This is a genomic window from Massilibacillus massiliensis (genome assembly GCF_900086705.1).
GTDB classification, from domain to species: Bacteria; Bacillota; Negativicutes; order FLKF01; family FLKF01; genus Massilibacillus; species Massilibacillus massiliensis.
This window is the reverse complement of sequence record NZ_LT575483.1, coordinates 3,963,719-3,977,155: the sequence shown is the minus strand read 5'-3', so window position 1 is coordinate 3,977,155 and position 13,437 is coordinate 3,963,719. Positions and strand designations below refer to the sequence as shown.

Below are 13,437 nucleotides of genomic sequence, written 5' to 3'. Positions count from 1 at the left end.
TTTAGTTATGTGCCTTTGGTGCTAAAATCATTATCATATTTTTACCTTCAAGCTTAGGGTCACGCTCAACAGTTACTAAGTCTTTTAACTCAGTCGCCATTTTAAGTAATACCTCTCTGCCTAGTTCTGGATGAGATAACTCTCTACCACGGAACATGATAGTAACTTTTACTTTGTCACCATCTTCGAGAAAACGAAGGGCATTTTTCAACTTGACGTTAAAATCATGTTGCTCAATATTAGGACGAAGCTTAACTTCTTTCACTGTAACAACCTTTTGTTTCTTCTTCGCTTCTTTGTCACGCTTTTGCTGTTCATATCTGTATTTACCAAAATCCATAATACGACAAACTGGCGGTTTTCCCATTGGAGCTACTTCAACTAGATCTAGCTGCTGTTCCGCAGCTATGCGTAAAGCTTCTCTTGTTGCCATAATTCCAAGTTGTTCACCTGTAGAGCTCGTTACACGAACTTCTCTAGCGCGAATTTCCTCATTGATCTTCAAAGTTTCTTTACTAATCGAGATCCACCTCCTAAAATAATCTGTAAATATAAATAAAAACGAGTGGCAACCTGCCACCCGTGATCAATACAATACTGTACGATATCTCATACCTTAGTGACTAAAACGCCATAAGGTGAGAAGCGGATGGCTTCTACTTAATATTTTCATAAAGGACTCATTAATAGTAACAAGTTATCATGAAAATGTCAATACTCTATTTTTCTTTTTTTCTTATTTTTTCTAAAACTTCAGTGATAAAGCCCTCAACATCTTGTACGGAACTATCTTTTTCACCATGTCTTCGAACAGCAACCTTATGCTCTTCCATTTCCTTATCTCCTACCACAAGAATATATGGTACTTTAGATATTTGACTTTCACGAATTTTATAACCTACTTTTTCATTTCTATCATCCACTTCGACGCGAATTCCTTTATCAAACATTTCTTTTCTTAGCGCATATGCATATTCCGTATTTTTATCTGTTATCGTCAATATTTTCACTTGTATTGGAGCTAACCATACAGGGAACGCTCCCGCATAATGCTCAATCAAAATACCGATAAAACGTTCGATGCTGCCATAAGCAACACGATGAATCATAACCGGACGATGTTTTTGCCCATCTTCACCAACATAAGTTAAATCGAATTTTTCTGGTAATAACATATCTAATTGAATTGTGCCACATTGCCATGTACGACCAATAGAATCTCTAAGATGAAAATCAATCTTTGGTCCATAAAAAGCGCCATCGCCTTCATTAATAATATATTTCATTCCGCGATCTTCCAATGCTTCACGAAGCGCATTGGTGGTTGTCTCCCATACTTCCTCTGATCCCATTGCTTTTTCTGGACGCGTACTAAGTTCTGCATGATATTCAAGTCCGAATGTGCTATATACACGATCGAATAAATCAATTACCTTTTGAATTTCTTCTTTTATTTGCGAAGGCAACATAAATATATGTGCATCATCCTGTGTAAAATTACGTACACGCATCAAACCATGTAAAGCTCCTGACAGCTCATGGCGATGTACTAAACCAAGTTCTGCAGTACGAAGGGGTAAATCACGATAACTATGGTGCTGTGTACGATATACCAAGATTCCACCTGGGCAATTCATTGGCTTAACAGCGTAATCCTCCCCGTCAATCTGCGTAAAATACATATTTTCTTTATAATGATCCCAATGCCCAGATTGCTCCCATAATTTTCGATTTAAAATAATTGGTGTTTTTATCTCTTGGTAACCAAATTCTCTATGAATTTCACGCCAAAAAGTTTCTAGTTCATTACGAATTACCATACCATTTGGATGGAAAAATGGAAATCCTGGTCCTTCTTCTTGGATACTAAATAAATCAAGTTCACGGCCTAGTTTTCGATGATCTCGTTTCGCAGCCTCTTCAAGCATTGTTAAATATTCATCTAATTCAGCCTTTTTCTCGAATGCTGTACCATAAATTCTTTGCAGCATTTTGCGTTTTTCATCACCACGCCAATAGGCACCAGCAATACTCTGGAGCTTTAATGCTTTTACTTTACCGGTAGAAAGAACATGCGGTCCAGCACAAAGATCAATGAATTCCCCTTGTTTATAAGTTGAAATAATTGCGTCCTCCGGCAAGTCACGAATCAGCTCAACTTTGTACGTTTCATCTTGTTTTTCAAATAAATCAATTGCTTCACTTCTGCTAAGTTCTGCACGCTCAATCGCTAAATTTTCTTTCACGATTTTTTCCATTTCGGATTGAATTTTCACCAAATCCTCTGGCGTAAATGGCTGTTCTGTATCAAAATCATAATAAAAACCATTTTCGATTGCAGGTCCAATTGCTAATTTAACATTCTTATATAAACGTTTCACAGCTTGTGCCAAAATATGTGATGCACTATGTCTTAATGCATGTTTACCTTCATGATCTGCAAAAGTTAAAATTTCAACTTTTACATTCTTTGTCAAGCGAGTATCTAACCCAACAACTACACCATCCACTTTTCCTGCCAAAGCCGACTTCGCTAAACTATTGCTTAGCGATTTCGCAAAATCTAATACTGTAGCACCAGTTTCAATTTCTCGTATAGCACCATCTTTTAACGTTACTTTAATCTTTGCCATAATAAAATTCCCCCTAATAAAATAAAAAATAGCCTCATCCCAACTAGGGACGAGGCTATACTATACCTTCGCGGTTCCACCCTGATTGACAAACGCGATCTAAATCCACATTTATCCTACTCAAAATTTAATAACGAGATAAACTCCCGGCACAGCTTACTAACATTTCAGCCTGCAGTTTAGAAGTGGTAATAATAATCGTTGAATAAAATGCTCACAGCTTTAACATTTTTCTCTGCTAAACAACCAAATTATTATCTTATCTTCTGCATTACTTTTATTATATGAGATTATATCTAAATTATATATTTACAATAAATCACTGTCAAGATGAATACTTATATTATCCATTTTATCCTCAGTTAAAATATAAATACGATCTTGAAATATATTTTTTAAAGTTTTTATTAACGTGTGATGATTGATATCGCCATTCACATTGCGTACTATAATTTTTTGCGGAGCTATATTAATCAATGTACTAATAAGAAGTTCTGCATAATCATCGGCAGTCCGTCGATCCACAACATCAACATATTGATAATGTAATAACGCACCAGTTTCGTCTAATAATAAATATGGTCCAGTCCCTTTCATAATGACTTGTATTGTTAAAGCTTGCTCTGTATTCATTTTTACAAAATAACGTAATACTTGAATAAATTCTTGATATTCTATTTCCATCATATATAAATCTAGAGCTTTATCCATTATTTCTGCTAAATAGATTTGATACGAAGGCAAACGAAAATTTATAAATCCGTCAACCACAATATTTTGATTTTCCTCTAAATAATAAAGAAGTTTATTCTGCATATCAGTTTTCATATCATTCCATTGTTGATCACAATCATTCTCTTTTATCAACCTTAGCGAATGTTTATAAACAGCCTGCTTTTCTTCTTCATTTAAATATTGATATTTTTTCATCACGTGCTGGTTGATAAGAGATTTGGTTTTACATTCAATGATATAACAAAATAAATGCTTTGCTACGTAACGCTTAATAATATTTTTGACTTTTTCATAATTTCGAAAAGACATTTCACCTTGAATCACATGACATTCTAAAAAAGTATAACTTTCGCTTTGAATAACATCTATCTTAATTAAAAAGCCTTGACTCTTTAATTTATCGCAATCATTTTGTAAATTGGCTTGAACTATATCGAACTCTTCTTGTAAACCAATTGAAAACAGTTTCAATATGCATCCCTCCTCATGCTATTATATGTGCAAAAGAAAGAATGAATACTATATAACGCTGAAAAAGAACCAACCGCTTACTTTAATCTTGCATTCAATGCAGTTCTTATAATTTTCATCATAATATCCTCAGCATTCCATACAGAAACTTTAGTAAAACTTAAATAAAAGCTTATACATTTAATTCTAATTTTAGGTATAAGAGCATGCCCGGTTTGCAAATAAACCTCCTCTTCAAATGAATGCATAATTTTATTTTCTGAGAACTCTTCTTGTGTAGAATATTTTTTTACATAACTATTAAAAATTCCTTCTATAGAATCTATACAACAATTTTCTTTATTATAAAGATACATATATTTAGGATCTCCACTAAAAGGAATTGTCTCATTTTCTAATCCATGCTTCATCTTTTCAGCTTTAACCCATTCTTCATCAATATCAACTTTGATTCCACTTATATTCGGCTGGTAAATTGGTTTATCATCAACTCCACCCATTTCATATAGAAGAATACCTACGTCTTTCGCTATATCACGAACAAGTTTATCATATACAGGCTGTGTAAATATTACCCCCATCACTTGCCCCGAAACATCTTGCAAAATTTTTACAAATTCAAATAATTCCTGTTTATTTAATTGATGCTCCATATTTTTTACTTGCGCAATTATTTTGTAATGCAGACCATTTTCACCCTGAAATTCCAAAAATAAATCAACTGGATATATTCCCGTTCGCCCTTCAATTTCAACTTCTTTTTCTATTCGTATTGCTTCTAGCTGTTTTTCATTTTTTACAAACTCTATCATTTCAGAAATTAAAGTTTCACTATTCATATTTACACAACCTTAAATTTATTTTATAAAACAAACCTTTTATAATGATTTCTATGTTTATTTGACATAGAGTAATATAAATCCTTTTAACACTTTTTATTTATTTAATTAAAACAAATCGTCAATTAAAATTTACATAGCTTATACTAAATTTTTAACAAATCTCTTTTTCGATGTATAGCATTATTAATATCGTACAAACTAAATACAGTCAATTTATTTTAATATCAAGGAGGTTCATCTAGATGCCAAATAACAATATGAACGAACAAACTACAAATGCTTCTAACAATAATATAGTAAGTAGCTATAATAATGCCGGCACTCAACCCCAACAAGCAAATGCTCAACAAACAATGATGCAGCAAAATCAATCGGGCAGTGCAACTACAAACACACAAAACACTAATCCGAAAACAATCGTGGGTCTTTTTTCAAGTTTAAGGCAAGCTGAACAATCTGTAAACCAATTACGTTCAAATGGCTTTTCTACAGAAGAAATCAATATTGTAGCAAAAGATAATCAGCAATCTGGTCGTACAAGTGAACTTACTGATGATAGTATTATGGACGGTACTATGACAGGCGGTGCCCTCGGCGGCGTTGGAGGACTTCTACTCAGCGCAGGTGCATTAGCGATCCCAGGTATAGGACCAATCATTGCTGCTGGTCCAATTGCTGCTACAATTAGCGGCGCAATCGGCGGTGGAATTGCTGGTGGATTAATAGATTGGGGAATTCCTTCTGAAAGAAGTGAAGCCTATAGTAAAGAAGTTTCCGCTGGAAGTACTTTAGCCGTTATAAAAACAACACAAAATAAAGTATCACAAGCTATACAAATATTAACCAACAGTGGTGCAAAAAATATCGAAACACATGATGCAAAATAAGAATTTTTTCAATAAATAAAGAAGCACCAAAACGGGATTAAAATCCTATTTTGGTGCTTCTTTATTTATTGGTATTTTTAATTTTTGCCCTGGAAATATATGTGCGCTATGATCTAAGCGATTGAGTTCTTTAATTGCTGAAATTAAAGCTCTAATATCTTCTGTATCACTCGCATATACTTTGGCAATATTCCATACATCATCGCCTTGCTTCACAGTAATTGTATCGTATAAATTCGTATGAAGATATGCATTAGATATACCGATCGGCGTAATACTCCACAAAATCAATACAAATAAAAAACCAACAATATATTTCATTTCGCACCCTCCAAGAACATTTGTTCTGTTAATATGTTTTTATGATAACATAGTACATATGTTCTGTAAAGAAAAATAAATCACTTTTATAAGTTTAGGCGAACCTCCATATTTATGAATCATTGATTTACGACACATTTCTTGCTAAAATTTACGTAACGATCAAAATTTAATGAGGAGCTATATATGTTAATCAATGGTGCTGTTATTAAAGAACAAAACGTAACCTTTGCAATTATATCTGTAAAACAGCATATCACCCGTTATACTGTAACCGCAGTGGAAACAAGACAAAAATTATCATATTTTTTCCCTAATATGCCCATAATTTTAATGTCTCAAAACGAGAATGGTATTCCACGTTATGTAGGGCGTAAAGATATTGTTGATTTCTTAAAAACAATCCGTGTTGATCAAATTCCTTGGAAACAATACACCATATATTAATAAAGAAACCCTGTACATCGTCAATTATGTACAGGGTTTTCTCATTTACTGTCCGACAAATATGAGCGTATCATATTCACCAGCTGCTTATCTTTATCCATTTTTAATTCCTCAATCATATCGTCTGTTGTTACGACCTTTACATAAGGATTATTAGCAAGTTTATCTGTATTTTTCTTTGCATCAATGCTATTACTTTTCATATGATACCTCCAAATTAAAATAAAACTATATTTCTATTTTAGCAAAAAATTATACTTTATCAATGCATTCGTGTTGATTTTTATATTTGAAATATAAAATTATTTACATGGAGCAATACTTTAATATTCTATTCATTAATAAATTTTCGTTCCCGTTTTATTATAGTCAAAGAACAAATATCGATAAGACGGCCATATGATTTCCATCGTTTGAGAATTACTACAAGCTTCTTCGGATGCAAGCGCATAGGCAGCATAGCCAACTAATATAGGATAAAACCTTATACTGTTTTTATAATGAATAAATAGCGAAGTTATAAAAAGGCCCCTTTTCTCCGCTTTTTTTTCAACGGAAGCTGCAATTGGCGCCCAAATTAAAAAAATTACAGGCATAATAAAAGCTATATAGTTATATGCAGATGGAACTTTATAAATTTTAAACTTTATAAAGGTACCTATCGCTAAAGTCATATACAATAATAAAACTGTTATAATCACAAATTCCATCGTTGTCACCCTTTCTTGTTACTACACTTATATTCAATATATTGCTTTTCCGTTACTCCTTCATAAATGATCCAATCTAAGCCTGTAATGAAAACTGCAGTGCCTACAAGACACCATATGAAATTAAGCGGGATAATATACCCTTTACAAATAATAAATGTTTCAGCAACTTGCAAATATAAAGTACTATTTTCACCTACAGTGACAACTAATATGCCAAAAAGGCCAATCGCACTGATTAAAACCATACTGCCCGATATAACTTTGCCTATGTTATGTACAATTCTTCTCAAGCGTGTATTCGGAATAAATTTCTTATACTCTAAAAATAAAGGTGCAGAAAACAGAAGTAATGAAACAAAAAAACTGCTTCCAGGCGTAATATTCAACCCTAATACAAACCAAGCCAAAATAGTAAATATAAATCGTGTCCCTAAACCAGCATATGCAGTCGGTCTATCTTTAGAACAATTTAAGCGACTTAAATATGGACAATTTTTAGGGATTTTATTTTTATAAGCATCCATATAATCACCTACAATTATAACCATTTATATAAAATTTAATTCTCTTTATTTCAGCAATTACCTTTATTTCAAATTTTTTTTAATATTTCAATATTCAACCAATTGTTTTATATTATTCCCAATTCATATTGATGATTTACATAAAAACACTTAAATGAATATGAAATTCCTTATTATTTGATCAATTCACTGCTATTTATTTTTATCCATAAATTAAATTATTCTTGCATTAAAAACTAAACAAATATTAAGTAAAATTCATTTATCCATTAGATCATCAATTTTATAAAAAAAACACTTGATATTTACTTAAATATAATGTATTATATTTAAGTAAGTTAATAATATATCAACGACTCACTAGCTCAACTGGCAGAGCAACTGACTCTTAATCAGTAGGTTCGGGGTTCGATTCCCCGGTGTGTCACCAGTAAATTCAAGTCTTCGCGGCATGCGAAGGCTTTTTTTGTTTTCGTGTTTTGCATACATTCTTGCATGCAAAAGTTTAATTTTCTCTATGATTTTATTATCTTGCACATATAAAAACACATGAACTATAAGGTAAAGAAATCGACATTTTTGTATTAATGTCGATTTCTTACTTTATTATACTTCTCCATAAATCAAAAACCATCATCACAAAACAGCTAAACTTTTGTATTGCAAATCTTACACATAGACCTTATCCCCTGTCCTCCAACTTTCACCAATTTAGTTTCTATACATAATTCATAATCAAACGCATCACCTTCACGAACTTCATACGCATATATTCTTGACACTGCACCGCTAACATCCCACTAGCTCAATGATTCCTTTATATCCAATTTGAAATTGTTTTTCCATACGTTTGGTTTTGCCATTACAAAATGGAACAATGTAGGCGTGTCCAATCAAATTAGGTTCAAGCCCCATAGTTGCACAATTCATTATCAATTCGATTATACGTTCAGGTGTGCATTCCATTAATTTAGGATTGCAGTGCAATTGTTTTTTTCTTTTTTACAAAATACAACGGTGTTTATCCGTCGTTGTACTATCTCAGGTCTTCTATAAGCTCTTGCCAGTTCAATTGTTGATTCAAGACGTGATAATACTTTTCCCGTTTCCCGTTTTTCAATTGCATATTCTCTTACAATCGTTTCACATTTCTTGCAAAGATCGTTAACTTTCATGCTCGCTTGAATTCTTGCCCAGCCAAGACTTTCGCGTACTTGTTGTGTAAAAATTCCAATTCCTTTAGTTTTACGAATTTTTTCCACGTTATCATGTACTGCCAATTTTATTGCTCCTTTCTAAGCTAACTCAATTCGTTATAATTATTCAAACTAACGATTCACGTTGTTTATCACTGCTTTTATTATTATTTTCTCAAATTCCGTTAGTTAACTATCAAATTCCGTTAGTTGTTAGTATTATTAGTATTGAGGTGTAGCTTATGACAATTAGTGAAAGAATTAAAACATTTAGAAAAGAAAAAGGGCTAACACAAAAACAACTTGGTGATTTGATTAATAAATCACCACAAGTTATATCTAATTGGGAAAGGGGTTATACAACTGCCATAAACCATGATGATATAACAAATTTATCAAAAGTTTTTGGAAAAACTATCGAAACTATTGTTGGAACTGATTTTAAAGACACTCCTACCCAATCAGATAAACGACCTAAAGAACTCACCAAGCTCATTGAACAAGAAGAATACACACTTAACGGTAAAATCGCAACCCAAGAAGATCGTGAAAAGCTAGCCAAAATCATTGAAGCCTTATACTGGGATGCAAAAGAAAAAAATAAACGGAAATGAATATCCCGCTACAAGTAAGAAACCTAATAAAAAATACGATACCTCAGATCCGTATCGTATAGCTAAATAATTAAAAATTGAAGTTAGATTTTGCAATACCCCGGGCGGTATCAATGGTATGTGGCGACGAATTTTACGAAGAAAATATATTGTAATCAATGAAGATTTAAACGATTGGCAAAGAAAAGCTGTTCTAGGACATGAAATCGCACATTTTCTTTGTCATCGTGGTTATGTAAACTACTGCATGGCAGGGCGCACGTTCTTCTCTTCTACACGCAAAGAAAACGAAGCGAATGAATATTCTATAGAACTCCTCTCCTACTCTTGCGATGTAGATCAAAAATACATACTTAGCTTTTTAGAAGAAGGCTGGAAAAAATAAACCTACGACTAATTTGAGAATTTAGTGTAGGTTGTTGTTATTTTTAGGGACTTTCGACATATTTCGATAAAACAGGACAAAAGGACTATGAGATCTTTTATGAAAAAAGGATTAATGATAAGCATTATATTACTAATTAGTGCATTAATTTTAAATGTTTACATTCTTCGATTAATTGATTTAAATGAAGAAAAAATATTGCAATATAATAATTTTCAATATTTCAAAAGTAGAGATTTGACTAAAAATACAATTGCTCCGGATAATGATTTTTTAAATTCGTTACCTCCCAAAATTAGTTACGATGATGCTGAATTTGCTCGTCAATCTATAAAATCATTATATCGTTACATGTTTGTTATAGACGGAGCTTTAATCATAGGATTAATACTTATTAGAAAATATGAAAGGATAGGATAAACATGAAAAGCATAATTTTTGTCCTTCTTCTACTTATTCAATTCGAAATAGCAAGTGCTGAAGCGATTCACTTACCAAATACGAATCGTCATTCTCCAAGTACGGTTGTAAGACTTGATACAACAGACAATCCATTTTATTACCAATACATTAATGGACGATATGCTTATAAAATATATGTTCCTGTTTCATTTTCAATTGCTATGCAAGCTGGAAATAATGATGGCGCATCTTTTAGTCCTCCTGACAAAGCTTCGACCTTATTAGTTTGGGGCGGGCATAATACTTTACATGAAGATTTAAAAACTAATTATGAGAAAGCGATTTCTAGTATAGGCATTGATTGTATTAGTTATCGATCTTCTGGGGACGATTGGTACGTTTTATCTTGGGTTAAAGATGAAACCGTTTATTACGAAAAATTCTTCATTTCAGATCAATATTATAATGGATTTACATTATCTTATCCAAAATATTTAAGTGATCAATTTAATCATATAACTACAGATGTTGAACAAAGCTTCATTCCTGGCTGGAAAAGCGACTATAAAATTTTTGGATAAAAATTCGTATAACTTATATGGGAGTAAATACTTATGAAACTTTTATATTTACCTATAGTTCTTCTTTTGCTTTGCTTTACTGGATTTATGCCAGCAATTGTAAATTCAATGGTTCAAACAGGCGAACAAAACGGCATCAATTACAAAATAAATTATCCTATAGTTTATACCGATAACGAAATAGCCCAAAATTTTATAAATGATGATATTTCCAAGTATATAGATTCGTTTAAAGAAACCTTTGCGAAAGGTGAGATAAAGAACGGCGGAATATCTTATGAAACTAAATTTGAAGATGATAATATTGTGTCGTTAACATTGACCGACTCTCGTTATTTAGGTGGTGCTCATGGTCATTATATAATTTACGGATTAGTCTATGATAAAACCACTGGAAAAAGGCTCCCTTTGACATATTTTTTAAATATAACACCTGGGCAATTACGTTCTTCTTTTTCATCAGGTTCGATCAAAATTGTAAATTACAAAGAACAACCTATCGACAGCAGTCTCCTTCTTCACCCATTAGAAAAAATAACAGACAATTACTATCTTACAGGTGACGGATCTGTCTCATTGATATATCAAATTTACGAATTAGTTCCCTATTCCGAGGGATCACCTCATATAAAAATTTCCAAGGAGCTTGTTGAACATTATAATAGCTACAATAAATTATAACGAGCTAGTCATTTAAAAACTAAGGATGGTACCCATATGAAAAGAATAACTTTATTAATAACTTTACTGCTCATGCCCATACTCTCTTGTACTGCTTTTGCCTCGGATAATTGGCAATGGGTCGCTTCAAATGATATAAGTACTATTTTCTTCAATCCCACTAGCATTAAATACGATTTAGATAGTAATGGTAATATTGATAAAAATATCATTGATATTGAAATTAAAATGCAATTCAGTAAAGATATATTGAATGAGTTTATAATTGGGAGTAAAGCTAATAATGACACCACAAATTGGGATGATTTTTCCTATACGTTAATGAATGCAAAAGTCAATAAGACAGATAGATTATTCTCAGTATATATGTTTACATACTATGATACTTCTGGTCAAATCCTAAAAAACTTTGACCAAAATACCAAAATTAAAATTATAAAAAATACTATAGAGGCTGATTTGTATGACGCTATTGTTATCTACACCAACCAACATGATAAGGAATTGGAAAGAATGAAATAGGCTAAGGATGGTACACATTATGAAAAAAATGATTTTATTGATTACATTATTATCCGTAATTCTATTCTCTTGTACTGCTTTTGCTGATGATCGTTGGCACTGGATATATTCAAATGACGATTGTAGTTATTACTTTGATAAAGATACTATTAAATATGGAACTTATCCAGTAAATGCAGATCAAAAGCGCCATATAGAATTTTGGCTTAAAACACAATATAAATGGAATGGCGTAAAAGAATTAGCAAATTCTATGTATGAAATTAATTATACACCTACGAATTGGTACAACGTCTCTTATTCTATAGAGCATTGGGAAATCGATCCGAATGATAAAACGTACGCGCTGACAACAACAATATACTATGATAAAGATGGCAACCAACTCACAACCTTTACCATGCAAGGAAAATGGGAGGATATCTTTCCTGAAAGTATTGGTGAAACGATTTATAAAGCAACAGTTCAATTTGCCAATGAAAATATTCTATAATTCGAACAAACAACTGTTATCTACAGATTATTCTTGAAATAAACTAAGGATGGTCCTCATATGAAAAAAATCTTAACTTCGCTATTAGCAACAATCGTCATGCTTTTGGTTATCTCCCCTGCTGCCTTTGCAAGTGATATGAAAGAATACCGAAATGAGAACGAGCATTATAGCTTTCTGATTCCGGCTGACTTTAAATTTAAAGATATAAAAATAGAAAATCCTAATTCAGATAGTCTTTCAATGATAGCTGTTAATCCAAACTCGGGAAGTACAATTTATGTAAAGAAATTTAATAAGGCTTTATTCTTACCGATTGAAACTTGGACAAATCTAGAACGCGAAAAATTTATTCAAGGAATTAAAATGAATGAATCTTTTCCAAATACGTTAAAAGAATCTGGTGAGAAAACTATAAATTATAATACGTTTCTTTGGGTTAAATTTAGTGATATCAAACAAGAAACCATAGTATATACATTCGTCCATAATAATTTACTTTATAACATAGGTTTTATATATCCTGTTAATGAACGGAAAAAAATGATGCCAAAAATTACTGCATCAATAAATAGCTTTAACTTTAATGATATATCACCCAATTGGTACTGGGTTGAATCTAATATGTATATAGATCTCAATGATATTTCTACTTATAAAGAATCTTTAACAAATACTATTTATAAAAGAGTGTCAATTAATTTTACAAAATCTGCAATTAAAGATAATAAACCTGATTCCGAATTTGTTGTTGATTTCAAGACAGAAAATAACATAAATTATTACCGCCCTATTTCTTATCTGACTTATGGTTCTAATCAGCAATTGCTTACTCCCCCTTTTAATTTTCATTCGGTTAATAAGGATAAGCAATCTATTGATATGAAATGGACACAGCTTAATCAAGAAGATCTATTATCAAAAATAGCAGATCTATTATTTGAAAAAAATCAATAAAGGACTGATTAAATATGCTAAAGCGAAACCTTA

21 protein-coding genes and 1 tRNA gene are annotated in these 13,437 nt (G+C 31.9%); 11 read left to right on the top strand and 11 right to left on the bottom strand.

All coding sequences use genetic code 11. The annotated features are described in order from the left end of the window. Position 1 precedes the first annotated feature (1 nt). The 4 genes from infC to BN6559_RS19035 all read right to left on the bottom strand — a co-directional run bounded on the left by infC (position 2) and on the right by BN6559_RS19035 (position 4,678). Entirely contained in the window at positions 2–505 is a 504-nt protein-coding gene (gene infC / locus BN6559_RS19050) for a translation initiation factor IF-3 (RefSeq protein ID WP_110956192.1), read from the bottom strand. Positions 506–719: 214 nt separating this feature from the next. After that, a complete protein-coding gene (gene thrS, locus BN6559_RS19045; protein ID WP_110956191.1) occupies positions 720–2,633 on the bottom strand; it encodes a threonine--tRNA ligase in 1,914 nt (637 codons plus the stop codon). Positions 2,634–2,942: 309 nt separating this feature from the next. After that, complete coding sequence (ytxC, locus tag BN6559_RS19040; RefSeq protein ID WP_110956190.1) at positions 2,943–3,839, bottom strand: putative sporulation protein YtxC; 897 nt, start codon at positions 3,837–3,839, stop codon at positions 2,943–2,945. Between the two features lie 77 nt (positions 3,840–3,916). Next, complete coding sequence (locus BN6559_RS19035) at positions 3,917–4,678, bottom strand: hypothetical protein (protein WP_110956189.1); 762 nt, start codon at positions 4,676–4,678, stop codon at positions 3,917–3,919. Between the two features lie 245 nt (positions 4,679–4,923). On the opposite strand from BN6559_RS19035, the gene BN6559_RS19030 reads away from it, so the two are divergent. Beyond that, positions 4,924–5,568 (top strand): general stress protein, encoded by a 645-nt coding sequence (locus BN6559_RS19030; protein ID WP_110956188.1) that lies wholly within the window; start codon positions 4,924–4,926, stop codon positions 5,566–5,568. 45 nt (positions 5,569–5,613) lie between these two features. On the opposite strand, the gene BN6559_RS19025 is transcribed toward BN6559_RS19030, so the two are convergent. Then, positions 5,614–5,889: a LysM peptidoglycan-binding domain-containing protein gene (locus tag BN6559_RS19025; RefSeq protein WP_110956187.1), complete on the bottom strand. Its 276-nt coding sequence runs from the start codon at positions 5,887–5,889 to the stop codon at positions 5,614–5,616. Between the two features lie 186 nt (positions 5,890–6,075). Between BN6559_RS19025 and BN6559_RS19020 the strand changes: the two genes are divergently transcribed. Continuing rightward, positions 6,076–6,336 (top strand): hypothetical protein, encoded by a 261-nt coding sequence (locus BN6559_RS19020; protein WP_110956186.1) that lies wholly within the window; start codon positions 6,076–6,078, stop codon positions 6,334–6,336. Between the two features lie 41 nt (positions 6,337–6,377). Here the strand turns inward: BN6559_RS19020 and BN6559_RS19460 are convergent, their stop codons facing one another. The 3 genes from BN6559_RS19460 to BN6559_RS19010 form a co-directional block, all read right to left on the bottom strand. Further along, positions 6,378–6,539: a hypothetical protein gene (locus tag BN6559_RS19460; RefSeq protein WP_199884156.1), complete on the bottom strand. Its 162-nt coding sequence runs from the start codon at positions 6,537–6,539 to the stop codon at positions 6,378–6,380. Positions 6,540–6,674: 135 nt separating this feature from the next. Beyond that, on the bottom strand, positions 6,675–7,046 hold the full coding sequence (locus tag BN6559_RS19015; RefSeq protein WP_110956185.1) for a hypothetical protein: 372 nt from the start codon (positions 7,044–7,046) through the stop codon (positions 6,675–6,677). A gap of 5 nt (positions 7,047–7,051) precedes the next feature. Next, positions 7,052–7,573, bottom strand: coding sequence for a hypothetical protein (locus BN6559_RS19010; protein WP_110956184.1), 522 nt, complete (start codon positions 7,571–7,573; stop codon positions 7,052–7,054). A 354-nt stretch (positions 7,574–7,927) separates the two neighbouring features. On the opposite strand from BN6559_RS19010, the gene BN6559_RS19005 reads away from it, so the two are divergent. Further along, positions 7,928–8,003 (top strand) — tRNA-Lys (locus tag BN6559_RS19005). Positions 8,004–8,220: 217 nt separating this feature from the next. Here the strand turns inward: BN6559_RS19005 and BN6559_RS19690 are convergent. The 3 genes from BN6559_RS19690 to BN6559_RS18995 are packed head-to-tail and all read right to left on the bottom strand — an operon-like array spanning position 8,221 to position 8,853. Further along, positions 8,221–8,355, bottom strand: coding sequence for a hypothetical protein (locus tag BN6559_RS19690; RefSeq protein ID WP_267886715.1), 135 nt, complete (start codon positions 8,353–8,355; stop codon positions 8,221–8,223). 7 nt (positions 8,356–8,362) lie between these two features. Next, positions 8,363–8,503, bottom strand: a complete 141-nt coding sequence (locus BN6559_RS19455; RefSeq protein WP_234407870.1) for a recombinase RecT — start codon at positions 8,501–8,503, stop codon at positions 8,363–8,365. A 35-nt stretch (positions 8,504–8,538) separates the two neighbouring features. Beyond that, positions 8,539–8,853 carry a hypothetical protein gene (locus BN6559_RS18995; RefSeq protein ID WP_110956183.1) on the bottom strand — a complete coding sequence of 105 codons (315 nt, stop codon included), beginning with the start codon at positions 8,851–8,853 and terminating at the stop codon, positions 8,539–8,541. 158 nt (positions 8,854–9,011) lie between these two features. On the opposite strand from BN6559_RS18995, the gene BN6559_RS18990 reads away from it, so the two are divergent. The 8 genes from BN6559_RS18990 to BN6559_RS18955 all read left to right on the top strand — a co-directional run bounded on the left by BN6559_RS18990 (position 9,012) and on the right by BN6559_RS18955 (position 13,404). Continuing rightward, on the top strand, positions 9,012–9,383 hold the full coding sequence (locus BN6559_RS18990) for a helix-turn-helix transcriptional regulator (protein WP_110956182.1): 372 nt from the start codon (positions 9,012–9,014) through the stop codon (positions 9,381–9,383). 76 nt (positions 9,384–9,459) lie between these two features. Next, positions 9,460–9,768: an ImmA/IrrE family metallo-endopeptidase gene (locus BN6559_RS18985; protein ID WP_407656777.1), complete on the top strand. Its 309-nt coding sequence runs from the start codon at positions 9,460–9,462 to the stop codon at positions 9,766–9,768. Positions 9,769–9,867: 99 nt separating this feature from the next. Beyond that, positions 9,868–10,188, top strand: a complete 321-nt coding sequence (locus BN6559_RS18980) for a hypothetical protein (RefSeq protein WP_110956180.1) — start codon at positions 9,868–9,870, stop codon at positions 10,186–10,188. 2 nt (positions 10,189–10,190) lie between these two features. After that, positions 10,191–10,751 (top strand): hypothetical protein, encoded by a 561-nt coding sequence (locus tag BN6559_RS18975; RefSeq protein WP_110956179.1) that lies wholly within the window; start codon positions 10,191–10,193, stop codon positions 10,749–10,751. A 33-nt stretch (positions 10,752–10,784) separates the two neighbouring features. Then, entirely contained in the window at positions 10,785–11,432 is a 648-nt protein-coding gene (locus tag BN6559_RS18970) for a DUF3298 and DUF4163 domain-containing protein (RefSeq protein WP_110956178.1), read from the top strand. A gap of 36 nt (positions 11,433–11,468) precedes the next feature. Further along, positions 11,469–11,954, top strand: a complete 486-nt coding sequence (locus BN6559_RS18965; RefSeq protein ID WP_110956177.1) for a hypothetical protein — start codon at positions 11,469–11,471, stop codon at positions 11,952–11,954. Between the two features lie 19 nt (positions 11,955–11,973). Next, positions 11,974–12,447: a surface-adhesin E family protein gene (locus tag BN6559_RS18960; protein ID WP_110956176.1), complete on the top strand. Its 474-nt coding sequence runs from the start codon at positions 11,974–11,976 to the stop codon at positions 12,445–12,447. A 60-nt stretch (positions 12,448–12,507) separates the two neighbouring features. Beyond that, positions 12,508–13,404: a hypothetical protein gene (locus BN6559_RS18955; RefSeq protein ID WP_110956175.1), complete on the top strand. Its 897-nt coding sequence runs from the start codon at positions 12,508–12,510 to the stop codon at positions 13,402–13,404. Positions 13,405–13,437: the final 33 nt, after the last annotated feature.